The organism is Herbiconiux sp. 320_LB, from assembly GCF_059691755.1.
Genome location: NZ_JCAWAD010000005.1, coordinates 226,111 through 251,005, shown reverse-complemented (window position 1 = coordinate 251,005; position 24,895 = coordinate 226,111). Strand labels below are relative to the sequence as shown.

The following is a 24,895-nucleotide window of genomic DNA, read 5'->3' as shown; positions in this document are numbered from 1 at the left end:
GGCGGGTTCTCCCCTCCCGCCGGGCGGCGCCGATGCGGCTCAGCTGTAGCCCGAGGGCTCCGGGTACCCGCCGGTGAGGGCGTTGTCGCCCACCTCCTGCGCCTTGTAGGCCACCGGGTCGTGCAGGGTGATCGTGCGGGCGTTGCGCCAGAACCGGTCATAGCCGTAGGCCTCGCCCGTGGCGCGGGCGCCGGTCAGCTCGAACAGGCGCGAGGTGACGTCGAGCACCGTGCGGGTGCTCACGACCTTCGCGGCGGCGATCTCGACCGCCACCTCGCCGCGCTCCGCATCCGTCAGCGCCCAGCGCTTGTCGACGGCCGCGACGAGCGCGTCGGTGGCGCGCCAGGTCAGCGCATCCGCCGCGCGGGTCGCCGCGGTGAGCTCGCCGATCAGCTCGCGGATGTACGGGTCGTCGACCGCGCGCGCCACCCCGCTGGTCGACCAGGGCTTCGTCGTGCTGCCGACGTAGGCCGAGGCCGCCTCGAGCGCGCCCTCGGCGAGGCCGACGTGCAGGTGGTCGAGCGCGAGCTGGAACTGCAGGATCGACAGCGAGGAGTACGGCTTGTACTTCGGCCCCGACTGCTCGCCGTAGCCGAGCACGTGCTCCTCGGGCACGGCGGCGGCGTCGAACGATACCGAACCCGACGCCGAGAGCCGCTGCCCGATGTTCGCCCAGTCGTCGTGGTGCACGACCCCGGGCTGGGTCGCGTCGATCACGATCGCGAGCTTCTCGCCCGTGTCGACCCGCGTGCCCGAGGCGGTGACCCGGTCGGCCACCTGGGCGCCAGTGGCGAAGAACTTGCGGCCCGAGACGGTGAAGCCGCCGCCGGCGACCGGGGTGAGCTCGAGCCCGGCGTCGCGCGGATTGCCCGCGCCGCCCCAGAACAGGTGGCGCGCCGCCAGCTCGCGCTGGAGGTCGTCGATGCGCGGCTGGTACTCGTTGAGCTGCAGTCGCCAGGAGTTGACGAAGTGGTAGGCGAAGACGTGGCCGAGCCCGGCGTCGGCGCGGATGATCGGCCGCAGCCCCTCGAACACGGTGTGCCAGTCGAGGCCGCCGCCGCCGAAGCCGCGGTCGACCAGGGCGGGCAGGATACCGGTGGCCCGGAGCGCGGCGACCTCGGCGAAGGGCGCGGTGCCCTCCTTGTCGCGGGCGACGGCCACGCGGGCGATGTCGTCGGCGAGACCGGCCAGGGCGTCGATCGCGGCGGCGCGCTCGGTGATCACGGCGGGCTGGGTCACGCTGCTGCTCCTTCGGGACGGATTCAGAACGGTTTCAGAACGTACGGCCTCGGGTCACTCGGTCCAGGGCGTCCGGTTCCACGACCGGAGCACCTGATTGCCGTGCTCGAAGCCGAGCACGCTGATCGAGGCGGTGTCGAGCACGAGCAGTTCGCCGGCCGCGATCGGCAGGCCGAGCCAGGTGGCCGAGAAGGTGCGCAGGAAGTGGCCGTGCGAGAACAGCAGCACGTCTTCTCCGCCGTTCAGGGTCGCGCGGGCGCGATGGATTATCGCGGTGTTGCGGGCCAGGAGGTCGGCCGCCTGCTCGCCGCGCCCCGCCTCGTCGGGCTCGATGCCGTCGCGCCACAGGTTCCAGTCGTCGCCGTAGGCCTCGGCGATCTGCGGGCTGGTGAGGCCCTCGTAGGCTCCGTAGTCCCACTCCGCGAGGCCCGCATCCACCTGCACCTGATCGCCGAAGCCGGCGATCTCGGCCGTGTGGCGCGCACGCACCCGGGGGCTGGAGAGCACGAGCCCGAAGGAGCGACCCGCGAGCACCTTCCCGACCTGGGCAGCCTGCTCCTCGCCGCGGGAGGTGAGCGGGATGTCGGTGCGGCCGGTGTGCTGGCCGCTGAGGCTCCACTCCGTCTCACCGTGGCGGACGAGCACGATCTGCGGGGGACGGGTCATGGCATCCAGAATATCGGCCGCGCGGACGGGTTAAACGCGCCGGGCAAACTGTGGAAACCTGACCGCAATGTGCAGGAGTGATGATGGCGGCATGACGCTGCTCGTGGTGAACGCCGTGATCCTCCCGATGGCCGACGGGGTCGACTGGTTCCGGGGCTGGCTCGCCGTCGGCGACGACGGTCTGATCGAGGCGATGGGCGAGGGCGAGCCCCCGACCGACGCCGGCGGGATCGGGGCGCGGGCCGCCGGTTCGGCCGCGATCGGCTCCGGCGAGGTGCTCGACGTGGGCGGCGCCTTCGTCGCCCCGGGCTTCATCTCGGCGCACAGCCACCTCTTCACCTCGGGGATGCGCGGCATGACGCCCGGCGACACCCTCTACCCGTGGGTGGGCGAGCAGAGCGCCTTCATCTCCGGGGCCGACGAGGAGGACATCTACTGGTTCACCCTGCACGGCTGCCTCGACTTCCTCGGCAACGGGGTCACCTCGGCCTACAACTTCACCGACTCCCGGATCGTCGGCAGCTATCACGCCGACACCGACACCCGGGAGATCTTCGCGATCCGGCCCGAGGGCTACCTGCACCGCCAGATCGACGCGGCCCGGGATGCCGGGCTCCGCACGATGAACGCCATCCGCCTCGACAGTGAGTTCCAGCCGGTCGAGGAGGCCTTCGAGGTCTTCGGGCGTGCGGTCGAGTATCTGAAGACGACGGTGCCCGCGGAGCTCGACCTCGGGGCCTCGGTCTTCGGGGCGGTGCAGTGGTCGGCCACCCCTCAGGCCGCGCGGGACGAGGTGCGGGCGATGGATGCGCACGGCATCGGCAACCAGGCCCACTTCCTCGAGACCGGCGAGGCGCTCGACCAGCAGCGCGAGAAGTTCCGGTGGTACGAGGAGGCGGGGGCGCTGCGGCCGGGGTTCCTGTTCGGCCACTTCGTGCATCCCGACAGCTACATGAGCCGCACCGCGGCCCAGAAGGGCGCCGGCATGGTCTGGCAGCCGACCTCGAACGGGCGGCTGGGCTCCGGCGTCGCCGACATCCCGGCCTACCGCGCCCTGGGCATGCCGATCGGCGTCGGGCTCGACGACCAGTCGTGCACCGATGTCTCCGACCCGTTCCAGAACCTCCGGATCGGCGCCTACACCCAGCGCGCGGTGAACCAGGACGCCTCGATCGTGATGCCGTACGACATGATCCGGATGCACACCCTCGGCTCGGCCGAGGCGCTGGGCCCCGAGGTCGCCGCCCGCGTCGGGTCGCTGGAGGTCGGCAAGCACGCCGACTTCCTGGTGGTGGATCCGCTGACGCCCGACACCGGTCCGGTCTGGGACGTCTACGCGCACTACGCCTTCGCCTGCGGCCTGCGGAATCTGGTCCGGGTCTACTCAGGAGGCGAGCTGGTCTCGGAGAAGGGCGTCAGCACGCATCCGCTCGCCGCGCGTGCGTCGATCGAGCTGCACTCGCGGGTGCGCGAGGTCGCGTCGCGGGTCGCCGAGCGCAGCACCGAACGGCTCGCCTGGTAGTACGCCGGGTGCTGATCCGGCGCTCTGGTGGGGGCGCATCCGCGGGGCTACGGTGAGCAGCAGAGCGCAACAGCGCGCTCATGGACGCGACACGGTGCACCGCCGGCGACAGTTCCGGCCGGGCCCCGCCCGCAGCGGAGGGAACTGAGATGTCCGAGACCACCACCACCGATCCATTCGCCTCGGCCAGCGGGCCCGAGGGGCGATCCATCGCCGACTGGACCGACCTCGGCCGCGAGATGTGGTCGTACCTGACCGGTCGTGGCGCGGCCGTCAACTACACCTTCGTCGACATGACCGTCGAGGTGCCCCGGGACATCGGGCCCGACGCCCCCCGGGCGACCTGGAAGATCGACGGCACGCTGCGCGTCACCACGAGCGACGACCTGGCCCCCGGTTCCGATCCGCTCCGCCGCAGCTGAGGCGCGTGCCGCCATGGTGCGTTTCGACATCGACCTGGCCTTCTCGGCGGCGGTGCCCGGCAGCCCGGACTTCACCGGCCGGATGACCGCGGCGGGGCCCGAGATCCACATCGAGGTCTCCGACCCTGCCCGGCTGCCCGGCGGCCGGCGCTCGCTCGCCGACCTCCGCGTGCTCGCGGCGGCGCTCGCCCGTCGCGGCGTGATCGTCTCGCTCGACGGGCCGGCCGGCTCGGTCGTGCGCTTCGGGGCGGTCAGGGCCACCGGGTTCCGGCGGCTGGTCTCGGGCTCGCCGCACATCCGGCTCGGTTCGCCCGCGGCGGTCTGGCCGATGCTCCGGCGGAGTCGGGCGCAGTCGGCGGAGCTGAGCATCCCGGCTCCGCCCGCGACACCGTTCCCGCTCACGCCGACCGTCGCCCGCGTGGTGCGGCGGAGGGTGACCACGACCCACTACACCCCGGGCTCCGGGCGCCCGCGGTTGATCTTCGTGATCGGCTCCGGGCCGTGGGACGGCCGGCCACCCCGGGAGTTCGACCTCCTGCCCGGGCGGACCACCATCGGCTCGGGGCCGGACGCCGATCTGCAGCTGCCGGGGCTCGCCGACCTGCACGCCGAGATCAGGCACACGGAGGACGACGAGTACGTGCTCTACGACATCGAGCCCACCGGCGGCGGGGTCGACACCGGGATGCTCGGTGTGGCCGACGGTCGCACCGCCGGCGCGCGAGCGGGGGCGACGGATGCGGGAACCGGTCGCTCTTCCGGCCAGGCCCAAGCCCGGGCCCGGTCCCGGCCCCGGGGCCGGGTGCTGCGCACCGGGGCGCGGATCGACCTCGGCGACTGGAAGCTGGCGTACTTCCGCGAGGAGTTCGCCGACCACGGGCGGCCCTACGGAGGGCGGCTCGGGGGCGAGCTGTCGGTGCAGAAGCGTCAGGCGCCGCGCCCGGTGCCGCCGGGGGCCCGGCGCCGGGCGAGCGACGACCCGAGCTGAGGCGGGGGCGCGGCCGCGCGCCGGTCGCGCCCCCGCACTATCCTGGGCTGCATGACGCTGAGGCTGGTGGCGATGGGCGACGACGCGCTCGCCGAGTTCATCGCGGCCAGCAACGCCGGGTACCGGCAGGAGCGGATCGACTCCGGCGACTCCGAGGCCTACGCCGACGAGCGGGTGGCCGAGTCGAACGCCCAGTACTTCCCGGGCGGCCGGCCGGCCGAGGGACAGCAGATCTTCGATGTGCTCGACGACGAGACCCCGGTGGGGTCGCTCTGGATCGGGCCGCTCCCGGAATCCCGGGCCGGCGAGTGGTGGGTCTTCGACATCGAGATCCGCCCGGAGCACCGCGGCAAGGGCTTCGGGCGCGGGGCGATGGTGCTGGCGGAAGCCGAGGCCAAGGCGCGCGGGGCCGAGAAGCTCGGGCTCAACGTCTTCGGGCACAACACGATCGCCCGGGGGCTGTACGAGTCGCTCGGATACCAGGTGACCTCGCAGAACATGGCGAAGCCGCTGTGAGCCGCGCCGCCTGACCCGCCACCCGCGCCGACCCGCCCATCCGCTCCGACCCGCCCATCCGCTCCGACCCGCGAAGCCGCACCCAAGGAGACCCCGATGACCAAGCACACCCGCACGTGGAGCGACCGCCTCCGGCTCGGCGACCCGGGCACCGCGCTCGATCTCGCCGGGCGCGACACCGGCGCGACCAAGGGCGCCGCCGACAAGACCGCCGGCGAGGGTCTCTTCGACGCCACCGCCCGCTCGCTCTCCACCCTGCAGGAGATGCTCTTCGCCGCCAGCACGGCCGGCGGCACCCGCTCGGTGCTGCTCGTGCTGCAGGGCATGGACACGGCCGGCAAGGGCGGCGTCGTCAAGCGCGTCGCCGGCGCGATGGACCCGCAGGGCCTGACGCATCACGCCTTCAAGAAGCCGACCGAGGAGGAGCTCGCGCATCCGTTTCTCTGGCGGGTCGAGAAGCAGGTGCCCGGGCCCGGGATGATCGGGATCTTCGACCGCTCGCACTACGAGGACGTGCTCGTGCCGCGCGTGCACCGAACCATCGGCTCGGAGGAGCTGCTGCAGCGGTACGAGGAGATCAACGCCTTCGAGCAGCGGCTCGTCGACGCGGGCACGGTCGTGGTCAAGGTCTTCCTGCACCTAGGGAAGGACGAGCAGCGCAAGCGCCTGCTGCGCCGGCTCGACCGGTCGGACAAGCACTGGAAATTCTCGACCGGCGACGTCGACGACCGCGCGCTCTGGCCGCTGTTCCAGGACGCCTACGAGGCGGCGCTCCCGGCGACGAACACCTCGCACGCCCCCTGGTACGTCGTGCCCGCCGACCACAAGTGGTACTCCGCGCTCGCCGTGCAGCAGCTGCTCGAGGAGGCGCTCCGGTCGCTCGAGCTCGAGTGGCCGGCGGCGCAGTACGACGTCGAGGAGCAGCGGGCCCGGCTGCTCGCAGGCTGACACCGGGAACACCCCGGAGCGGAGAGTAGGGTGCACTCGTGGGCACCCTGCAGACCCTCTCGCTCCCGGACGGACGCACGCTGGCCTACCGCGTCTACGGCGACCCCGACGGCTTCGTGGTCGTGAACTGCCACGGCGGCATGATGAGCGGTCTGGATGCCGAGCTCTCCGACGACGCGGCCCGCGCGCGCGGCCTCGCGATCGTCTCGCCCGACCGGCCGGGGGTCGGCGGCACCTCGCGGAACCCGGGTCACACCATGCTCCGTTGGGCCCGCAACGACCTCGTGCTCCTGCTCGATCACTTGGGTTCGACGGGCTTCTCCGTCGACAGGTTCGGGGTGATGGGCTGGTCGGAGGGTGGGCAGTACGCGCTCGCGATCGGTCACGTGCATCCGTCTCGGGTCACCGCGATCGCACTCGTCGCGGGCGCGCTGCCGCTGGACGACCCGACGACCTTCGCCGAGCTGAACCGCACCGATCAGCGGCTGGGCCGGCTCTCCGAGCGGGCACCCGTGGTCGCCCGTGCGGGCTTCGCGGCCACGCGCGTCTTCACCCGGGTGCTGCCCCGGATGGCCGCCCGGATCTCCGCCGGAGCCCTCGACCCCCGCGACGCCGCCGTGATCGAGGGCCGCGCCGACTGGTTCTCGCGCACCGTCGTGGCGGGGCTGCGCGACGCACGCGGAGCCGTCGACCAGTACCTGGCGTTCGTGGGGCCGTGGGGCTTCACGCCCGAGCAGGTTCCGGTGCCCGTGGTCGTGCACCAGGGCGGAGCCGACCGGATGGTGCCGGCCGCCTGGGCCGAGACCTTCCTCCGGCGGCTTCCGTCGGCGCGGCTGCGGCGGTATCCGGAGGACGGGCACTTCATCCAGATCAGCCGCGGCGGTGACGTGCTCGACACCTTCACCGAGCGCTGAGCGACGGCGACCTGCCCGACACGCCCGACACGCCCGACACGTCCGCCACGTCCGACGCGTCCGCCACGTCCGCCACGTCCGATACGTCCGACGCCGTCAGGACGCGCTGAGGGCACGCGCCGGGCGCCGCACGCAGGCCAGGAGCAGCACGCCCCCGGCCACCGCGCAGCCGAGGTAGATGAGCCCGAGCGGTGCCTGCGTGTCGTCGGGCAGCACCGCGGCGGCACCCATCGTCACGGCGACGAACAGGTAGCAGACCGCGCTGGTCAGCCCGCCGATCAGACCGAGGTTGCGCTCGAACAGGCCCAGGGCGAGACCGTAGGCCAGCGGGCAGAGGGCGCCGCAGCCGAGCATCACGAACATCCCGCCGACCGTGATGAGCACGAGGTGAGCGCCGAGCGCGAGACCGCTCACCGTCAGCACGACCGCGCCGACGGTGAACGAGGCCAGTGCCGCGACGCCGAGGGTGCGGGCCGGGATGCGCGTCGCGAGCGACCCCGTGGCGAGTTCGCCGCCGAGGTTCGCGGCACCGACGAGCAGCGCGATGATCCCGTAGGCGGCGGGCGGGAGCCCCAGCGCCGTCTCGTAGAGCAGCGGAGCGACCACGCCGAAGAGCAGCTGCGCGCTCGCGAACACCGCGAAGACCAGCGTCAGGCCGAGGAACAGGCGCCGCCGGAGGGTCGCGCCGAGCACCGCGGCGATCGCCCTGGGTCGAATGGGCTCGGCCTTCGCGGGGTCGAGCGTCTCGGGCAGGAGCCGCCAGACGACCAGCGTGGCCACGGCCGCGAGCACGGCGATCAGCACGAAGATGCCGCGCCACGAGAGGTACTGCACGAGCAGGCCGCCGACCGCGGGGGCGAGAACCGGCGCGAGCCCCCAGGAGGCGCCGAGCCAGCCGGAGAGGCTGGTCAGCTTCGAGCCTCGGGAGGTGTCGGCGGCGATCGCGTAGATCAGGACCATGCAGGCGCAGCCGCCGAGGCCCTGCACGAAACGGAGGACGAGCAGCACGGCGATGTCGGTGGTGGCGGCGATGCCGAGACTCGCCAGCACCAGGATGCCGAGGCAGACCAGGAGGGTGGGCTTGCGGCCGCGCGAGTCGGCGATGATGCCGACCGGGAGCAGACCGATCGCCATGCCCAGCACGTAGGCCGAGACCGAGTTCTGCACGAGTGTCGCGCTGGTGCCGAACTCCCGGATCATCTCGGGGATCGCGGGCGTGTAGATGTCGATCGGCACCTGGCTGAGCGGGATCACGCCCAGCAGGATCGCGACGAGCAGACGCCTGTCCGGTACCCGCACGGAACCCCCCTCGCTCTTGCCCCGGCGTCAGTGTATCCAGGGGGATTCGCGGGCGGGGGCCCCTATTCGGGTCAGTGCACCGTGAGCGGGCTCCAGCCCCAGGCCGGCGCGACGTGGCGGGCGATGTTCTCGAGCAGGGCGGCGTTGTAGTCGACGCCGAGCTGGTTCGGCACGGTGAGCAGCACCGTGTCGGCCGCCTGCACGGCCGCGTCATTGCGCAGCTCCTCGGCGATCGCATCCGGTTCGCCCGTGTAGCTCTTGCCGAAGCGCGCGGTGACGCCCTCGAGCGTCGCGACCTGATCGGCCGCGTCTGAGGAGCGGCCACCGAAGTAGGCGCGGTCGAGGTCGGAGACGAGCGGGATGATGCTGCGGCTGACGCTCACCCGTGGCTCGCGGTCGTGGCCAGCTGCCTTCCAGGCCTCGCGGTAGAGCGCGATCTGCTCGGCCTGGAGGTCGCCGAACGGCACCCCCGTGTCTTCGCTCAGCAGGGTCGAGCTCTGCAGGTTCATGCCCTGCTCGGCCGCCCAGACGGCGGTCTGACGGGTGCCAGAACCCCACCAGATGCGGTCGGCGAGACCCGGCGACTGCGGCTGGATCGCGAGCGGCACGGACTGCCCGGTCATCCGCGGGTCGGAGACGGCGACGCCGGCGCCGGAGATCGCGGCGCGGAACAGTTCGGTGTGCTGTCGGGCGAGATCCGCATCCGTCTCACCGGCCTCGACGTCGGCTCGGTAGCCGAACGACTCGGCCCCGCGCAGCGCCGTCTCGGGTGAGCCGCGGCTGACGCCGAGCTGCAGGCGGCCGGCGGCGATCAGGTCGGCGGAGGCCGCGTTCTCGGCCATCGCGAACGGGTTCTCGTACCGCATGTCGATCACGGCCGTGCCGATCTCGATGCGGCGGGTGCGGGCGGCCATCGCCGCGAGCAGCGGGAAGGGGCTCGCCAGCTGCCGGGCGAAGTGGTGCACCCGCACGTAGGCGCCGTCGATGCCCAGGTCTTCGGCGGCCTGCGCCAGGTCGATCGACTGGAGGAGGGCGTCGGCGGCTGTCTGGGTCTGCGACCCCGGGACGGGCTGCCAGTGGCCGAAGCTGAGGAAACCGATGCTCTTGTGCATACTGGTCTCAGCGTCGGCGGGGCCCGCGATATTCCGCGAGTCCGGAGGCGGGAGCGAAGGGATTCGTCATGGCTCAGAAGATCTGGTTCATCACCGGGACATCGCGCGGCTTCGGCCGGGAGTGGGCGGTCGCCGCCCTGGAACGCGGGGACAGCGTGGCCGCCACCGCCCGCGACACCGCGAGCCTGGCCGATCTGGTCGACCGGTTCGGCGACCGCATCCTGCCGCTGCAGCTGGACGTGACCGATCGGGAGGCCGACTTCGCCGCGGTCACCGAGGCGGTCAACTACTTCGGGCGGCTCGACGTGGTCGTCAACAACGCCGGTTACGGCCAGTTCGGTTTCATCGAGGAGCTCGACGAGCGCGAGGTGCGCGACCAGTTCGAGACCAACGTGTTCGGTGCCCTGTGGATCACCCAGGCCGCGCTGCCCTACCTGCGAGAGCAGGGATCGGGGCACATCATCCAGGTCTCGTCGATCGGCGGGATCTCGGCGTTCCAGAACATCGGCATCTACAACGCCTCGAAGTGGGCGCTCGAGGGCTTCTCGCAGGCCCTGGCCCAGGAGGTCGCGCCGTTCGGGGTGAAGGTGACGCTCGTCGAGCCCGGCGGCTTCAGCACCGACTGGGGCGGGGCCTCGGCGCGGCACGCGAAGCCGCTGCCGGAGCTCGAGGCCGTGCACGCCGCCGCCGCCGAGGCGCGCAAGTCGCGGGTGGCCGACCCGGGCGACCCCGCCGCGTCGGCCGCCGCCATCCTGATGGTGGTGGATGCGGAGGAGCCGCCGCTGCGCGTCTTCTTCGGCACCCAGCCGATCCAGGTCGCGAAGGCCGACTACGCCTCGCGGATCGCGGAGTGGGAGAAGTGGAGCGACGTGTCGGAGATCGCTCAGGGCTGACGGTCGGGTTCGGCCGAGTCGGCCGGGTCGGTCGGGTGGGCTGGTTCGGCTTATTCGGCCGGGCGGGCCGCCGCGAGGGCGATCCGGGTGTCGTCGGCGACCAGGTCGGCGTTGATCGCGGCCGCGGCCATCACTCCGCCGGCCGCCGCCACGATCACGAGCGCCCCCGGGTTCGCCGAGTTGCCGGCGACCCAGACGCCCGGCACCGAGGTGCGGCCGGTGGGATCGGAGTCGATCCACTCGCCCATCGGGCCCGCCGCCCGCGCGGCACCGAGCTGGTCGAGCAGCTCGTCGTGCGCGGCCGGCCGGGAGCCCACGAAGAGCGCGTCGAGCTCGATCACCGAGCCGTCGACCAGTCGCAGGCCGGTGAGCACGCCGTCGGCATCCTCGAGCACCTCGGCCGCATCCGTCTCGACCACCCGGGTGCCGCGCGCGGCGAGCCCCGCCCGCACCTCGGGGTCGAACTCGGCGACCGCGCTGCCCACGACCGTGACGTCGGCCGACCACTGGCGCAGCAGCATCGCCTGGTGCACGCTCATCGGGCCCGTGGCGAGCACGCCGATGCGGCGGTCGCGCACCTCCCAGCCGTCGCAGTAGGGGCAGGCCACCGCGCCGCGGCCCCACTGGGCGGCGAGGCCCGGCAGGTCGGGGAGCACGTCGCGGAGTCCGGTCGCGACGATCAGCCGGCGCGCGTGCACCGCGGTGCCGTCGTCGAGCTCGACCGTGAAGTCGCCGGCGGTTCCGGAGGCCGTCGTCGCTCTCGCCTCGACGATCCGGGCGCCGTAGCCGAGCACCTCGGCGCGACCCAGCTCGAGCAGGTCTTTCGGCGAGAACCCGTCGCGGGTGAGGAAGCCGTGCATGTGGGCGGCGAAGCGGTTGCGGGGGAGCCCGGCGTCGATCACCAGCACCGAGCGGCGGGCGCGAGCGAGCACGAGGGCGGCGTTGAGGCCGGCTGCGCCGCCGCCGACCACGACCACGTCCCAGGTGGAGTCGGGCAGCGGGGTCTGGGGGGTCGGGGTGTCGTGCGGGGTCTGCTGGGTCTGCGGGGTCTCGTCCATGGGTCAAGCCTCGCGGCGGGGGTTCCGATCTGCAAAGCAGTGTGCTGGAATGGCAAGATGGACGACTCGCAAGGGGCGCGGATCGGCGCCCGCCTCCGCGCCGCACGCAGCTCGCGGGGGGTCACGCTCGCGGCGCTCGCCGCCGAGACCGGCATCTCGGCCAGCACGATCTCGCGCCTCGAGGCGGGGAAGCGGCAGCCGAACCTCGAGCTGCTCATCCCGCTGACGGCGGCGCTGGAGATCACGCTCGACGAACTGGTGGCCGACGTGGTGCCCGACCCGCGGATCCGGTCGCGGTCGAGCCACCGGCCCGGGCGCGAGATGCAGCTGCTGTCGAAGGAGAACTCGCCGATGCAGACCGTGCGGATGGTTATCTCGCCGGTCGGCGAGGAGCCGGTGCAGCGCACGCACGACGGGTTCGAGTGGCTGTACGTGATGAGCGGTCGGCTGCGGCTGCTGCTCGGCGATCACGATCTCGTGCTGAAGCCGGGCGAGGCGGCGGAGTTCGCCACCCGCATCCCGCACTGGCTGGGCAATGCCGACGACGATCCGGTGGAGCTGATGGCGATCTTCAGTCGCGACGGGGAGCGGATCCACGTGCGGGCGCAGACCGAGCCGGGCCGGAGGGTCGGGCGGTGAGCGGGGGTGCGGGTGCCGCGGGCGCGGGCGAACTGCTGGGGCGCTCGGTGCGGTTCTCGGGCCGGATCGCCGGCTTCGGCACGGCCTCGGGAACGCGGATCGTGGTCGGGATGTGGCGCCGGTCGCCGTTCGGATCGTTCGCCGATCTGATGGTCGAGGATGCGTCGGGTCACCGCACCCTGCTCGCCCCCACGCCCGAGGTCGCCGACTTCATCGCCTCCACCTACCGCTTCGACGAGGTGCGGGTCGTGCCGGTGCGGCTCCGCGGTGTCGCGGGCGGACTCGCCGTCGATGCCGGGCCGGGGGTCGTCGGTGTCGGGCCGGGTGCCGTCGCCGGTGCGAGCGAGGGGATGCTGCGTGTGCGCATCCAGGTGGGGGAGGTGTCGGGGTTGGGGCGGCTGCTGAGGGCGGTGCCCGCGCCGGTCGCGACCTCGCCGGTGTGGTTGTCGGCGATCGATCCGATCGCGCGGCGGGTGATGGCCGGGGTGCGCACCGCGGGCACCGCCGGGGCCGGACGCCGCGAGTTCTACGGCGTCACCGTCGTGCGCCGGATCGCCTGGGCCTCCGCGACCCTCGACGGCGTCGACCTCGGAGCCTTCGCCCCGCTCGACCCGCCCGTGCGCTTCGGGTTCGGTTCGGCGCCCGTCGAGCCCAGCATCGTCGATGTCACGACGACCATCCGTCCGTCCTGAGCCGGTAGGGCCGGCTTGGCCTGGCCAGGTCTGACCTGCGGTGCGTGGCCTGCCGCGTTTGCCTTGGCCCGCTGCGTCTTCCCTGACGCGCTGCGCCTGGCCGACGCCGCTGTCACTGTGGCCGCAGAGGCGGGGGGCGGCGCGGGATCAGGCGGGGTCGCCGTCGCCGGCGAAGACGTAGACCCACGCATCCTCACCGGTGTCGAGGCGCACGCTCACGCGCACGTAGTCGTCGACCTCGTACTCGTCGGCGGCGTCGAGCTCGGCCGCCGTGATGCGGAAGACGGTGCCGGTCACTGCGCCTGTCAGCGCGCCGGTCCCAGCATCCGTCGCCGCGCCGGTCCCTGCATCCGTCGCCGCGCCGGTCCCTGCATCCGTCACCGCGCCGGTGCCCGCATCCGTCACCGCGCCGAGCACCGCATCCGTCGCCGCGCCGGTCTCCGCATCCGGGTCGGCGGCAGGTTCGGCGAGCGGAATCAGGACGGGGTGCAGGTCACTGCCGCTCGTGGCGATCACGGCGGGGTCGGTGATGGTCAGCCACTCGAGCCGGAACCCCGGCACCGCCGCCTCGCGCCCCTCGAGCAGCCGCCCGAAGGTCGCGAGCTGCACCTCGGGCTGACGCAGGGTTCCGTAGGAGAACAGGAGCACCTCGGCCGGATCGGTCATCGCCTCAGCCTAGGGAGCCGACCCCGCAGGCGCACCCCTCGGGCGCACCCCGCAGCCGCACCCCGGTGACGCATCCCGCCGGCGCTTGCGGGTTGGCCGGATGGGCATCGCCTGTCAAGGGGTTGGGAGGCTTCGGGCGGGGGAGTTGGGTGGAGGGCGACCGTTCCGGAACGAAGTGTCTGGGCGGGCCGGTCGCCGGGGTCGGCGGGTGCGCTGGGCGCGGCCGACCACCGAGGGCTCGTTCGTCCACGACCCCGACCGCTCGCCGAGCGGCCGGAACGAGAGTGGATGGTGACGATGGAACGCGCGGCTGTGACCCTCGACGGGCGCGACGATCCTGCGCTCGCCGCCCTCTTCGAGGCCGCCGTGGCGGCCGGCGCCCCCGCCGATGCCCCCGGTGGACGTTCCGATTCGGCGCACGCGACCGACGCGTTACGCGGGGCGGACTCGGCTGACCGGGCGGACGGACCCGACACTGCTCGCGCGGTCGACGGGGCTTTGTCGGTGGGCGGCGACGTCGTCGAGCGGGCGCTCGACCTCGCACGGCGGGTGGGTGCGACGGCGCCCCGGCCCGCGACCGGCATGGCCGGGTACCTCGAGACCCTCGCCACCCTCGGCTCGGCCGACGTCACCGTCGCCCGCATCGTCGAACCCCACCTCGACGCCCTCGCCATCCTCGACGAGTGCCCCGACCCGATCGACCTGGCCGCGATCGGCGCCGACGCCGAGAGCACCTGGGGCGTCTTCGCGGCCGAGGGGCCGGGGGTCAGGCTGACCGCGGTTCCGGATGAACGGGGCTGGCTCCTCGACGGCACCAAGCCCTGGTGCTCGCTCGCCGGCCGGCTGAGCCACGCGTTGGTGACCGCGCACGTCGACGGCGACCGACGGCTTTTCGCGGTGGCGCTCGGGGATGCGGGGGTCACCGCGCACGACGAGGCCTGGGTGGCGCGCGGGTTCCCGCACGTGCCGAGCGGCCCCGCCGACTTCGACCGGGTGCGGGCGGTTCCGGTCGGGGAGAGCGGCTGGTACCTCGAGCGCGCAGGCTTCGAATGGGGCGGGATCGGCGTCGCCGCCTGCTGGTTCGGTGGGGCGCTCGGGGTGCAGCGGAGCATCCTCGCGGCGGCCGCGCGCAAGGGCGACGACCTCACGGCGCTCCATGCCGGTCGCGCCGAGGCCGCGCTCACGGCGGCCCGAGCCGTCCTGGCGCAGGCTGCCCGAGCGGTGGCCGCCCCCGTAGCGCCCGACACCGCGGCGCCCGCGCCTGAATCGACAGCGCCTCGAGGCCCCGCGAATGATGGGGCCGACCCCGCGACGAACGCGCATGAAGGCGCCGCTCCTGAGGCGACCGACGCTGCAACGGCCCCGGCATCCGTGAGAGCGGGCGACGAGGAGAGGCGGCGGGCCGCAGCCGCGCTGCTCGCCCAGGTCACGCGCACCGTGGTGCGGCAGTCGGCCGAGACCGTGCTGCGCGAGGCCGCCCACGCCCTCGGACCCACACCGCTCGCCACCGACCCCGCCTACGCCGCGCGGGTCGCCGACCTCGAGCTCTACCTCCTCCAGGATCACGGCGCGCGCGACGAGGCCCGCCTCGGCCGCCTGGTCGTGGCCTCCCTCCGCGACCCCGACATCCATGCCGAGGGGGAGGCGCGATGACGTTCCGGCACCACGACGACGGCACATCCGAGTCCTACTGGGCCGATGCGATCGATCGGCGGCGGGGGGAGCTGCGGGACATCGACTCCGCGTTCTTCGCCGGGCTCGCGCACCTCGTGGTCGTGTCGGCGCATCCGGATGACGAGACGCTCGGCGCCGGCGGCCTGCTCGCCACGGCCTACGCCTCGGGCGTGCGCACCAGCGTGATCGTGGCGACCTCGGGCGAGGCCTCGCATCCGGAGTCGTCGACGCACCCGCCCGACCGCCTCGCCCACCTGCGCGAGGCCGAGACCCTCGCCGCGGTGGGGGTGCTCGACCCGGGGGCGCAGGTGCTGTTCCTGCGGATCCCGGACGGGCGGCTCAGCGAACCCGCCCACCTCGAGACCCTCCGCGTCGCGATCGCGGACGCGATCGGCGCGCCCTCGGGCGCCGCCCCCGACACCACCCTCGTGGTCGCCCCGTGGGCGGACGACCGCCACCCCGACCACGCCACCGCCGCGACCGCAGCCATGACCGCGGCCGCAGACGCCGCGACCCCGAGCGCGGCGCTCGTCTGGGGGTACCCGGTGTGGGGATGGCACTGGGGAACCGAAGCCGACCTGCCGTGGGCCGACGCCGCCGTCGTGCCGCTGGGCGAAGCCGCCCTCACCGCCAAAGAGCGGGCTCTCGCGCTGCACGTCACCCAGGTCGAACCGCTCAGCGGACTCCCCGGCGACGAGGTGCTGCTGCACGACCGCATGCTCGCCCACTTCCGCCGCCCGCACGAGATCTTCTTCGCGACCGACCCCGGGCGACTCGATCCCGACCCCGACCCCGCCACCGCGGCCCCGGCCGCCACCTCCGACCCTGCCGCCACGTCCGGCCCGGCCGCCACCGCCGACCCGGCCGCCGTCACGTCCGACCCGGCCGCCGCCACCACCGGCCCGGCCACCACCGACCCCACCGCCCTCGACGCGTGGTTCGAGCAGCTCCACACCCGCACCGACGACCCCTGGGGCTTCGAGACCCGGTGGTACGAAGAGCGCAAGCGCGCCGTGCTGCTGGCCTCGCTGCCCGACCGCGACTACGCATCCGTTCTCGAGCTCGGCTGCTCGACCGGCGTGCTCTCGCGCGAGCTGGCACGGCGGGCCCGCGACCGCTTCCTCGGCGTCGACGTCTCCGAGCGCGCCCTCGAACGGGCCCGCGCGCACAACGCCGACCTCCCCCAGGCCCGCTTCGAGCGGATGCACGTGCCCGCCGAGTGGCCGGACGGCCCGTTCGATCTCGTGGTGCTCTCCGAACTCGGCTACTACCTCGACCCCGCCGAGCTCGACCTGCTCGCCGACCGCGTCGCCGCGACCATCCCGCCCACCGGCGCCTTCGTGCTCTGCCACTGGCGGCATCCGGTCGACGGGCGCCCGTTCTCCGGCGACGGCGTGCACGCGCGCTTCGCCGCCCGCCCCGAGTTCGAGCGGCTCGTGCGGCACGAGGAGGAGGACTTCGTGCTCGAGGTGCTCGTGCCCCGCCCCGCCGTCTCGGTCGCCCGGCGCGAGGGGATCGTATGATCGCCGCCGTCGACGTCGTCATCCCGGTCCGCGACGAGGAGCAGCGCCTCGAAGCGACCCTCGAGGCCGTGCTCGCCAGCCGCCGCGCCCTCCAGCGCCACGCCCCGATCTGCAGCCGGGTCGTCGTGGTGCTCGATCACTGCACCGACGGTTCGCGCGAGATCGCCCTTCGGTACGCGGCCGACGACCTGATCGACGTGATCGAGATCGACGTGCAGAACGTCGGCCGCGCCCGCGCCGCCGGATTCGCCCGGGTGCTCGAAGAGGTCGAGAACCCCGGCGAGCACTGGATCTGCAGCACCGACGGCGACAGCCTCGTGCCCCGCCCGTGGCTGCTCGACCACTACGAGGCCGCGAAGACCGGCGCGCTCGTGGCTCTCGGCGCCGTCGAGCCCGCCGACGACGGCGCGCCGCGCTCGGTGCTCGAGTCGTGGCGGCACGCCCATGAGCGCGGATCGCGTCACGTCTACGGCGCGAACCTCGGCGTGCGCGCCGACGCCTACCTCGCGGCGGGCGGCTTCCCGCCCCTCCGCGACGGGGAGGACGTGGCGCTGGTGCGCGCGATCGAGACGATGGCGGCCCGGGATGCGGCAGCCCAGCATGCGCCGGCCCGGGATGCGACGGCCTGGGATGCGGCGGCCCCGGATGACCAGGCCCGGACAGCTACGACCCCCGAGGTGCCGGTGATCGCCGACGTGCCCGACTCGGTCGTCGTCACCTCGTCGCGGCTCACCGGTCGCACGCCTGGCGGCTTCGCGGGCTACCTGAGCAACCTGGTCGACGGCCCGATCCCCACCTGAGCCGCGGAGGCGCCCCCAGCGAACCGCCCCGTTCCGCTACGGCGTCGCCATCGACGACCCGGAACTCGCATCCGGAATCGCCGGATCCACCGCGTTCAGCAGCGCCTTCACGATCTGCTCCCAGTCGCTGCCCTCGACGTTGCCGATCGTGCCGTCGGGCAGTCGGGTCGTGTACACCGGCTCGCCCTCCTCGCCGGCCACCGAGCGGATCACCAGGTACCCGAACAGCACACCGTCGCGCCCGATCGCCCACTCGGGGGCGCCTCCGCTGAGGGTGTACTCCAGGCCGCGGTGCGGCAGCACGAGGTCGTCGGCTTCGAGGGCCATGGTTCGTCTCCTTCGTCGGAACTGCGGATGTCCCCTCCAGCATGCGACCGAGCGACCGCCCCCGCACGGTGCGCCGTGAATCCGGCACAGGGGGTTGCGCTATCCGTGGATCAGCGTAGGCCGGAGGTATGAAAGCACTCACCTGGCAAGGCACGATGAAGGTCCGCGTCGACGAAGTACCCGATCCGGTGCTGCAGGATGCGACGGATGCGATCATCCGCGTCACCTCCACCGCGATCTGCGGTTCCGACCTGCACCTGTACGACGTGCTCGGGCCCTTCCTCGACAAGGGCGACGTGCTCGGCCACGAGCCGATGGGCATCGTCGAAGAGGTGGGATCCGGCGTCACGTCGCTCTCGGTCGGCGACCGCGTCGTCATCCCCTTCGTGATCGCGTGCGGCTACTGCTACATGTGCCAGAAGGGCCTCACCACCCAGTGCGAGACCACGCAGAACAAGAAGTCCGGCACCGGCGCCTCGCTCTACGGCTACACCGAGCTCTACGGCTCCGTGCCCGGCGGCCAGGCCGAACGGCTCCGGGTGCCCTTCGCCGACTTCAACGCGCTGAAGGTCGGCACCGAGCTGCCCGACGAGCGCTATCTCTTCCTCTCCGACATCCTGCCGACCGCCTGGCAGGGCGTGCAGTACTGCGACCTGCCCGAGGGCGGCGTGCTCGCGGTGCTGGGCCTGGGCCCCGTCGGCCAGTTCGCCTCGCGCATCGGCAAGCACCTCGGTCACCGCGTGATCGCCGTCGACCCGGTGCCCGAGCGCCGGGCGATGGCCGAGCGCCACGGCATCGAGACCTTCGACCTCACCGACGACGTCGTCGACCGGCTGCGCGAGGCCACCGACGGCCGCGGCCCCGACGCGGTGGTGGATGCGGTGGGCATGGAGGCGCACGGCAACCCGGTCGCCGCGTTCGGCCAGTTCGCCACCGGGCTGCTGCCGGATGCGCTGGCGAAGAAGGCGGCCGAGACCGTCGGCGTCGACCGGCTGGCCGCGATGATGCTGGCCTTCGACGCGGTCAAGCGCGGCGGCACGGTGTCGCTGAGCGGTGTCTACGCGGGAGCCGCGGACCCGGTGCCCTTCATGACCATCTTCGACAAGGGCATCACGCTGAAGATGGGCCAGTGCAACGTGCACCGGTGGCTCGACGACCTGCTGCCCCTGGCGGAGGACCCGGCCGACCCGCTGGGCATCGACGACCTGGTGACCCACGAGGTGCCGCTGGAGGACGCGGCCCGGATGTACGACGTCTTCAAGAAGAAGGAGGACGGCTGCATCAAGGTCGTCCTCAAGCCCTGACCCGATCCGAGGGGAGAACCGGATGTCCGAGAAGCTGAACACGACCGCGGTCGGCCACGCCCGTGAGCTGATCGAGGCGGGGAAGGTCGTGCGGGATGACCGCGACGACTGGAGCGAGGCCGCCCCGACCGCCGAGCAGGAGAACGCCTTCATCCAGGAGCACGGCTGGGGCGAGTACGCGAAGTGGCACCTCGGGGTCGACTCGGAGAAGTCCGAGGAGACCAAGGGTCGCTACAGCTTTCCCTATGGCGACTTCACGAAGGTCAGGCGCGGCGGGGTGATCGCGCTCGAGAGCCGGGCGGCCCAGTTCGGGCACGACGACATCGCGAAGGCGGCGAAGAAGCTCCTCGACCAGATCGACGCCGACTGAGTTCGGGATGCCGCGGGTGCCGCGGCATCCGGCTTCGGGGCGGCTGATGGCCTCCGAGCGCGGCTGACGGCCGGATGCGGCAGGCCGCCCCGGGTGCTGATCAGAACGCGCCGAGTGCCGCCGAATAGACCAGCCCGCTGAGCACCTCGACCAGCGTCGCGGCGCCGAGCGCGAGGCCCGCGGCGGCCAGGGTCTTCGAGCGCCCGCGCCGGGTCAGGGCGACGGCGCCGAGCACGACGGCCGCGATGCCGAGGATGGCCGAGAGCACCGCGTTCAGGCTGCTCAACGCACCGAGCACGGACGGCTCGCCGGTGCGGAAGACGGCCGCCTGCGCGAGCAGGAAGACGATCCCCAGCACGGAGGGGATCGCTCCGACGATCAGCGCGGCGAGGCCGAGTGGGTTGCGCTCGGAAGCGGAGCCGGCCCCGGCGTCGGACTGGGCACCGGGGTATCCCGAGGGCTGCCCGTAGCTCGGCTGCTGGCCGTAAGGAGCCTGCCCGTACGGCTGCTGCCCGTATGACTGCTGACCCTGAGGCTGCTGCCCGTATGACTGCTGACCCTGAGGCTGCTGGCCGTAGGACTGCTGACCCTGGGGCTGCTGACCGTACGGCTGCTGGGGCGGGTACTGCTGCGGCTGGCTCATGGGGATCCCTTCGACCGGTCTTTCCTCATACCTACCGCATCCGGGAACCCACCGCACCCGCCTCCGCATCCGCATCCGCACCCGACGGTCACCCGTCAGGCGAGCGGGCGCCCCTCAGGCGAGCGGGCGCCCGTCAGGCCAGCGGGTCAGGCGTGATCGGCTCCGGCAGCGGCGGATCGCGCTGCAGTCGCACGAAGACCACGCCCGCCACGATCAGGGCCCCGCCGAGCGCCTGCACGATCGTGGGCACCTCGCCGAGCAGCAGCCAGGCGAAGAGCACCGCGAACAGCACCTCGACCAGCCCTACGAACGAGGCGACCCGCGAGCCGAGCCGGATCGCGCCGAGCAGCCCGGCCAGGTACGCCACCGCGGTGGCGATCACGACCACCACGCCCATCGGCACGAACCACGGCACGGAGCCGACCAGCGGCATCGTCACCGGGTCGAACGAGAACGCGAGCGGGATCAGCCCGGTCGCCCCGACCAGGCCCAGCGCCGCCGCGCCCACGAGGAGCCCGACACTCACGAGCGTCACCGGCGGCAGCCCCCCGGTCGGCAGCGCCGAGATCAGGTAATAGCCGGCCAGGCAGACCGCGGCGGCCAGGGCGAAGACCACTCCGAGCACGTCGAGCCCCGCGGATCCGGAGGGGTTGATCACCAGGGCGAGCCCGGCGATGCTCAGCACCGCGCCGATGATCGTGAGCAGGGCCGGGGGGATGCGGGTGCGCGCCCAGGCGAGCAGCACCAGCAGGATCGGGGCGCTGTACTCGATCAGCAGCGCGATGCCGACCGGCAGCCGCTCGATCGCGGCGAAGTAGAAGACCTGGGCGCCGATCACGGCCACGAGACCGTAGGCGAGCACGAGTCTCCAGGCGGCGGCGAGCATCCGGAACCGCCCGTGCAGCGCCACGAGCGCGGCCGGCAGGAGCAGCAGCCCGCCCGCGCCGGCGCGCACGGCGACGGCGGCGGCCGGCGACCAGCCCGCGTCGAGGAGGGGCTTGATGAACGGGCCGCTCGTGCCGAAGGCGGCCGCGGCGAGCAGAGCCAGCGCGAGGCCGGAGGCCTTGTGCGAGGCGACCGTCGACGAGAGAGCGCCGCCCGAGACGCGGGCGCCGCCCGAGTTGCCCGAGTTGCCCGAGCCGCCCGAGCCCCCTGAGCTCCCTGAGCCCCCTGAGCCGAGGGTGGGCCGTACCGGAGCGCTCATCGGGTGCCCTTCGCCTGTCAGGAGTGAAATGCCATTACGATGATGACACTAACCGCGCGGGATGTCAGGAGTCAACATGGTCTTTGCCTATGACACCGAGGCGACTCTCGCGTTCACCTCGGCGCTGGTGAACTCGGGGGAGCGCGTGGCGGGTTCGGATGAGGACACGCTCTCCGACCTGCCCTCCCTCGTCGCCCTGCTCGACGAGAACGACTACTCGGGCCGCCGCGACGGTGACACCGCCGAGCTCGACGCCGTCCGGGCGCTGCGCCCGCTGTTCCGCCGGTTCTGGGAGCTCGAGCGCGACGACTCGGTCGCGCTGGTGAACGGCATCCTCCGCGACGCGGACGCGCTGCCCCAGCTGGTGCGGCACGGCGACTGGGACTGGCACCTGCACGCCACCGGATCCGAGGCGCCCCTCGCGACCCGCATGGCCGTCGAGGTCGCCATGGCCTTCGTCGACGTGATCCGCGGCGACGAGCTCGACCGGCTCAAGCGCTGCGCCGCCGACGACTGCGACGCCGTGCTCGTCGACCTCTCGCGCAACCGCTCGAAGCGCTTCTGCGACGCGGGCAACTGCGGCAACCGGATGAACGTGCACGCGTACCGCGCCCGCCGCTCGTCGGAGTCGTAGCGGCTAGAGCAGCTTCCGCAGCGTGCGCAGGTTCCGCGTCGTGGTGGAGGACTTGAACCGCGCCTTCGCCAGGTACTTCGAGAACGGGGTGTCGGTGCTCGACCCCTTCGGGCACTGCCAGTAGACGACCCCGGGCTCCAGCCCCACGGGGCCGGGGGCGGCCTGCTCGCCGCCCGAGGGGTCGAGGCCGGCCGCCGTCTCGGCCACCTCGGCGAGCACTCCCGCATCCGTGCTGAACACCACGTAGGGATGCGTCTCGTCGGTCTCGGGGAATGGGTACCCGTCGACGACGGCGGCCAGGTCGTCGTGCACGATCAGCACGATCCAGGCGTCGTAGCCGAAGCGGTCGCCGAGCGCCTTCTCGATCGTCGCCTTCACCGCCGCGCGATCCTTCGCCGTCGCCTTCTCGCCGGCGGTCTCGAAGACCACGTTGCCGGAGGCCAGGACCGTCTTCACTGCCCCGAACCCGAGCGAGCGGAACAGCTCGGCCAGGTCGGCGCTCTTGATCGTGATGCCATTGACGTTGACGCCCCGGAGCAGCGCTGCGTACCTCATGCGCCCACCGTACAACCGGCCGCCGACGCTGCGAACCCCGACGGCGCGAACCCCGAAGCGGGCCCACCCTGAGGATGAGCCCGCCCCGATCGACCGCGTCGCGGTCTAGTGCTGCTGCGCCTGACGACGTCGCTGCATCACCATCACGGCGCCGGCCGCGAGGAGCAGCGCGCCGAGCGCCGCGAACGGTGCCACGACGGCGCCGGTCGAGCCGAGCGCCGAGGCGCCCGAGCCCGCGGTGGCCGAGGAGCCCGATCCCGAGCCGCCCGTTCCGGCGCCCGCACCCGCACCGGCTCCGCCGGCGGGCGGGTTCGAGGTGCCGGTGCCCGCGGCGACGACGGTGAACTCGGCCGTGACGACCTTGCCGCTCTGGCGCCCGGTCAGGGTCACCGAGTGGGTGCCCGGCTCGGTCGGGGCGGTGAAGTCGTACGAGGTGCTGCCGTCGATCACGTCGTTCGAGCCGAGGTCGACCGGGGTCGAGGCCACGACGGCCCCGAGCTGGCGGTCGCCCTGGAAGCCCTGGCCGGTGACCGAGAGCTGCTCGCCGGGAGCGACCGTGGTCTTCGACAGCGTCGCGGTGGCGGTGCTGCTCAGCGAAGCCGTGTTGCGGTTCAGCTTCAGCGCGTTCGCCATCGTGAAGAAGTTGTCGGTCTGGTCGGTGAGGCCGACGACCTGCGCTCCACCGGGGCCGTACGCGGCGATCCGCAGCTGGGTGCCGGTGTGCTGCTGCGAGCCGCCGGCCGCCGCGGTGCCGTAGGCCACCTTCATGATGGTGCCGTCGGCCGTGGTCAGCGCGGTGCTGAGCGTCGCCGGCGGGGTGCTGTCGACGATCTGCGAGGTGTGCGCGTGGTCGGCGGTGACGATGACGAGGGTGTTGCCGTCCTTCTCCGCGAAGGCGAGTGCGGCCTGCACGGCCTCGTCGAGGTCGAGGGTCTCACCGATCTGACCGCAGGCGTTCGCGGCGTGGTCCTGCTTGTCGATCGAGGCGCCCTCGACCTGCAGGAAGAAGCCCTTGTCGTCGGCTCCGGTGCCGGTGTTCAGCAGGTCGATCGCCTTGTTCGTCAGCGACGACAGCGACAGGCCGGACTCCAGGCGCGCGGGGTTGGGCTGGCAGGTGACGGGAGCGAGGCTCGCTCCGCCCACGGTCGCCTCAGAGGGCGCGTAGCGGGTGGGGAAGTTGCCGGGGGTGAAGAGGCCGAGCAGCGGTGCGCTCTGGTCGGCCGTCTTCACCGCGGACAGGCCCGCGGCGTCCGACACGACCTGGTAGCCGCGGTCCTGAGCCTGCGCGAAGAGCGTCTGCCCGTTCCACTGACCGGCCTTGGCCGTCTGGCCGAAGGCGGTCGAGCCGCCGCCCAGGGTCAGGTCGGGGCGGGTGTCCAGCAGCTGCTCGCTGATCGAGCCGAGGCCGCCGGCGGCGAGGGCGTCGTCGCCGCAGCTGGTGCTGTCGGGGCCGTAGCAGCTGCGCGCGTCGACGTGGGCGACCTGCACGGCCGGGGTCGCATCCTGGATCTCGGCGGTCGAGACGTCACCGGTCTTGAGGCCGTTCGCCTTGGCGATCTCGATCAGGGTCTGCTGCGGCTTGCCGTCGATGTCGACCGAGATGGCGTTGTCGAAGGTCTTGGTGCCGGTGGCCCAGGCCGAGCCGGTCGCGGCGGAGTCCGGCACGTAGTCGGGCTTGCCCTTGGCGTCGCCGTCGCGGTAGAGCGAGTAGGTCGTGTACTGGCCGGTGAGGGGGAGCGCGTCGATACCGGGCAGTTCGCCGGCCGCGCCGTAGGCGTAGTTGCGGGCGACGGTGATCTCGGAGTCGCCCATGCCGTCGCCGATCAGCAGGATGACGTTCTTGGCCGGTCCGTCGACGATGGAGGCGCGGAGGGCCGCGGTCTTGTCGCCGGTGTTGCGGGTCGCGCCGCCGTTGACCGACAGGTCGTCGCCGGCGTCGGCGAACGCGGCCACCGGGAGGCTGATGCTCGCGGCCGTCAGGAGGGCGGCTGCCGCGATCAGCGTGCGCCGTCGGCCTCCGCGGGAGGGGGAATGTGACTCCATCGTGTGCTCCGTGCTCGAAGGGGATGCACCCCGTGCCGGGTGCGGTTCCCAGCAGAGCCGCCGCGGGAAGAACGCCGCTGAACCGACGGTGACCACCGGGTGAACGACGGGCATCCGTCAGCTGTACCCCGAACGGGGGTCGAAACATCTGCGCGAGCTAGGAATGCCCGATGAGCGGTGGAGGGCGGGCTCGCCGTCGAGCGACAATGGACCGTGACGAACGCCCCGACCCCCGATGAGCTGC

The 24,895-nt window shown here is 72.9% G+C and carries 26 protein-coding genes; 15 read left to right on the top strand and 11 right to left on the bottom strand.

Translation table 11 applies throughout. The features are described 5' to 3' along the window. Nucleotides 1–39 precede the first annotated feature (39 nt). A complete protein-coding gene (locus AC59HU_RS14690) occupies nucleotides 40–1,239 on the bottom strand; it encodes an acyl-CoA dehydrogenase family protein (protein ID WP_497224162.1) in 1,200 nt (399 codons plus the stop codon). Nucleotides 1,240–1,293: 54 nt separating this feature from the next. Then, complete coding sequence (locus tag AC59HU_RS14685; protein ID WP_497224161.1) at nucleotides 1,294–1,905, bottom strand: histidine phosphatase family protein; 612 nt, start codon at nucleotides 1,903–1,905, stop codon at nucleotides 1,294–1,296. Between the two features lie 91 nt (nucleotides 1,906–1,996). On the opposite strand from AC59HU_RS14685, the gene AC59HU_RS14680 reads away from it, so the two are divergent. The 6 genes from AC59HU_RS14680 to AC59HU_RS14655 all read left to right on the top strand — a co-directional run bounded on the left by AC59HU_RS14680 (nucleotide 1,997) and on the right by AC59HU_RS14655 (nucleotide 7,215). After that, complete coding sequence (locus AC59HU_RS14680) at nucleotides 1,997–3,427, top strand: amidohydrolase family protein (protein WP_497224160.1); 1,431 nt, start codon at nucleotides 1,997–1,999, stop codon at nucleotides 3,425–3,427. 149 nt (nucleotides 3,428–3,576) lie between these two features. Beyond that, nucleotides 3,577–3,849 carry a hypothetical protein gene (locus tag AC59HU_RS14675; protein ID WP_497224159.1) on the top strand — a complete coding sequence of 91 codons (273 nt, stop codon included), beginning with the start codon at nucleotides 3,577–3,579 and terminating at the stop codon, nucleotides 3,847–3,849. 13 nt (nucleotides 3,850–3,862) lie between these two features. After that, a complete protein-coding gene (locus AC59HU_RS14670) occupies nucleotides 3,863–4,837 on the top strand; it encodes an FHA domain-containing protein (protein WP_497224158.1) in 975 nt (324 codons plus the stop codon). A gap of 51 nt (nucleotides 4,838–4,888) precedes the next feature. Continuing rightward, a complete protein-coding gene (locus AC59HU_RS14665; protein ID WP_497224157.1) occupies nucleotides 4,889–5,353 on the top strand; it encodes a GNAT family N-acetyltransferase in 465 nt (154 codons plus the stop codon). Between the two features lie 96 nt (nucleotides 5,354–5,449). Then, a complete protein-coding gene (locus AC59HU_RS14660; RefSeq protein WP_497224156.1) occupies nucleotides 5,450–6,301 on the top strand; it encodes a PPK2 family polyphosphate kinase in 852 nt (283 codons plus the stop codon). A 38-nt stretch (nucleotides 6,302–6,339) separates the two neighbouring features. Beyond that, the gene (locus AC59HU_RS14655; protein ID WP_497224155.1) at nucleotides 6,340–7,215 is read left to right on the top strand and encodes an alpha/beta fold hydrolase; all 876 of its coding nucleotides are present in this window, start codon (nucleotides 6,340–6,342) and stop codon (nucleotides 7,213–7,215) included. A 96-nt stretch (nucleotides 7,216–7,311) separates the two neighbouring features. Here AC59HU_RS14655 and AC59HU_RS14650 read toward each other — a convergent pair whose 3' ends face one another. Both AC59HU_RS14650 and AC59HU_RS14645 read right to left on the bottom strand, forming a co-directional pair. Continuing rightward, the gene (locus AC59HU_RS14650; RefSeq protein WP_497224154.1) at nucleotides 7,312–8,514 is read right to left on the bottom strand and encodes a multidrug effflux MFS transporter; all 1,203 of its coding nucleotides are present in this window, start codon (nucleotides 8,512–8,514) and stop codon (nucleotides 7,312–7,314) included. Nucleotides 8,515–8,585: 71 nt separating this feature from the next. After that, nucleotides 8,586–9,626, bottom strand: a complete 1,041-nt coding sequence (locus tag AC59HU_RS14645; RefSeq protein ID WP_497224153.1) for an LLM class flavin-dependent oxidoreductase — start codon at nucleotides 9,624–9,626, stop codon at nucleotides 8,586–8,588. Nucleotides 9,627–9,694: 68 nt separating this feature from the next. Between AC59HU_RS14645 and AC59HU_RS14640 the strand changes: the two genes are divergently transcribed. After that, complete coding sequence (locus AC59HU_RS14640) at nucleotides 9,695–10,519, top strand: SDR family oxidoreductase (RefSeq protein WP_497224152.1); 825 nt, start codon at nucleotides 9,695–9,697, stop codon at nucleotides 10,517–10,519. Between the two features lie 50 nt (nucleotides 10,520–10,569). Here AC59HU_RS14640 and AC59HU_RS14635 read toward each other — a convergent pair whose 3' ends face one another. Beyond that, entirely contained in the window at nucleotides 10,570–11,577 is a 1,008-nt protein-coding gene (locus AC59HU_RS14635) for an NAD(P)/FAD-dependent oxidoreductase (protein WP_497224151.1), read from the bottom strand. Between the two features lie 57 nt (nucleotides 11,578–11,634). On the opposite strand from AC59HU_RS14635, the gene AC59HU_RS14630 reads away from it, so the two are divergent. Next, a complete protein-coding gene (locus tag AC59HU_RS14630; RefSeq protein ID WP_497224150.1) occupies nucleotides 11,635–12,216 on the top strand; it encodes a helix-turn-helix domain-containing protein in 582 nt (193 codons plus the stop codon). After that, a complete protein-coding gene (locus AC59HU_RS14625; RefSeq protein ID WP_497224149.1) occupies nucleotides 12,213–12,908 on the top strand; it encodes a hypothetical protein in 696 nt (231 codons plus the stop codon). Before AC59HU_RS14630 ends, AC59HU_RS14625 begins: the two co-directional genes overlap by 4 nt. Nucleotides 12,909–13,055: 147 nt before the next feature. On the opposite strand, the gene AC59HU_RS14620 is transcribed toward AC59HU_RS14625, so the two are convergent. Next, nucleotides 13,056–13,574: a gamma-glutamylcyclotransferase family protein gene (locus AC59HU_RS14620; RefSeq protein WP_497224148.1), complete on the bottom strand. Its 519-nt coding sequence runs from the start codon at nucleotides 13,572–13,574 to the stop codon at nucleotides 13,056–13,058. Nucleotides 13,575–13,871: 297 nt separating this feature from the next. Between AC59HU_RS14620 and AC59HU_RS14615 the strand changes: the two genes are divergently transcribed. The 3 genes from AC59HU_RS14615 to AC59HU_RS14605 are packed head-to-tail and all read left to right on the top strand — an operon-like array spanning nucleotide 13,872 to nucleotide 17,571. Next, nucleotides 13,872–15,227, top strand: a complete 1,356-nt coding sequence (locus AC59HU_RS14615; RefSeq protein WP_497224147.1) for an acyl-CoA dehydrogenase family protein — start codon at nucleotides 13,872–13,874, stop codon at nucleotides 15,225–15,227. Beyond that, complete coding sequence (locus AC59HU_RS14610; RefSeq protein ID WP_497224146.1) at nucleotides 15,224–16,771, top strand: PIG-L family deacetylase; 1,548 nt, start codon at nucleotides 15,224–15,226, stop codon at nucleotides 16,769–16,771. The genes AC59HU_RS14615 and AC59HU_RS14610 overlap by 4 nt, the downstream gene beginning before the upstream one ends. Beyond that, nucleotides 16,768–17,571 carry a glycosyltransferase family 2 protein gene (locus tag AC59HU_RS14605; RefSeq protein ID WP_497224145.1) on the top strand — a complete coding sequence of 268 codons (804 nt, stop codon included), beginning with the start codon at nucleotides 16,768–16,770 and terminating at the stop codon, nucleotides 17,569–17,571. Before AC59HU_RS14610 ends, AC59HU_RS14605 begins: the two co-directional genes overlap by 4 nt. Before the next feature lie 36 nt (nucleotides 17,572–17,607). Here the strand turns inward: AC59HU_RS14605 and AC59HU_RS14600 are convergent, their stop codons facing one another. After that, complete coding sequence (locus AC59HU_RS14600) at nucleotides 17,608–17,898, bottom strand: hypothetical protein (protein ID WP_497224144.1); 291 nt, start codon at nucleotides 17,896–17,898, stop codon at nucleotides 17,608–17,610. A 128-nt stretch (nucleotides 17,899–18,026) separates the two neighbouring features. Here AC59HU_RS14600 and AC59HU_RS14595 point away from each other — a divergent pair, with 128 nt between their 5' ends. Both AC59HU_RS14595 and AC59HU_RS14590 read left to right on the top strand, forming a co-directional pair. Further along, nucleotides 18,027–19,202: a zinc-dependent alcohol dehydrogenase gene (locus tag AC59HU_RS14595; protein ID WP_497224143.1), complete on the top strand. Its 1,176-nt coding sequence runs from the start codon at nucleotides 18,027–18,029 to the stop codon at nucleotides 19,200–19,202. A 22-nt stretch (nucleotides 19,203–19,224) separates the two neighbouring features. Then, complete coding sequence (locus AC59HU_RS14590; protein ID WP_497224142.1) at nucleotides 19,225–19,572, top strand: hypothetical protein; 348 nt, start codon at nucleotides 19,225–19,227, stop codon at nucleotides 19,570–19,572. Nucleotides 19,573–19,672: 100 nt separating this feature from the next. Here AC59HU_RS14590 and AC59HU_RS14585 read toward each other — a convergent pair whose 3' ends face one another. Both AC59HU_RS14585 and AC59HU_RS14580 read right to left on the bottom strand, forming a co-directional pair. Next, nucleotides 19,673–20,215 (bottom strand): hypothetical protein, encoded by a 543-nt coding sequence (locus AC59HU_RS14585; RefSeq protein WP_497224141.1) that lies wholly within the window; start codon nucleotides 20,213–20,215, stop codon nucleotides 19,673–19,675. Nucleotides 20,216–20,348: 133 nt separating this feature from the next. After that, entirely contained in the window at nucleotides 20,349–21,419 is a 1,071-nt protein-coding gene (locus AC59HU_RS14580; protein ID WP_497224140.1) for an EamA family transporter, read from the bottom strand. 76 nt (nucleotides 21,420–21,495) lie between these two features. Here AC59HU_RS14580 and AC59HU_RS14575 point away from each other — a divergent pair, with 76 nt between their 5' ends. Further along, nucleotides 21,496–22,053, top strand: coding sequence for a CGNR zinc finger domain-containing protein (locus AC59HU_RS14575; RefSeq protein WP_497224139.1), 558 nt, complete (start codon nucleotides 21,496–21,498; stop codon nucleotides 22,051–22,053). 3 nt (nucleotides 22,054–22,056) lie between these two features. On the opposite strand, the gene AC59HU_RS14570 is transcribed toward AC59HU_RS14575, so the two are convergent. Both AC59HU_RS14570 and phoA read right to left on the bottom strand, forming a co-directional pair. Continuing rightward, a complete protein-coding gene (locus AC59HU_RS14570; protein ID WP_497224138.1) occupies nucleotides 22,057–22,608 on the bottom strand; it encodes a DUF1697 domain-containing protein in 552 nt (183 codons plus the stop codon). A gap of 105 nt (nucleotides 22,609–22,713) precedes the next feature. Continuing rightward, on the bottom strand, nucleotides 22,714–24,651 hold the full coding sequence (gene phoA, locus AC59HU_RS14565; protein WP_497224137.1) for an alkaline phosphatase: 1,938 nt from the start codon (nucleotides 24,649–24,651) through the stop codon (nucleotides 22,714–22,716). Between the last annotated feature and the right edge of the window lie 244 nt (nucleotides 24,652–24,895).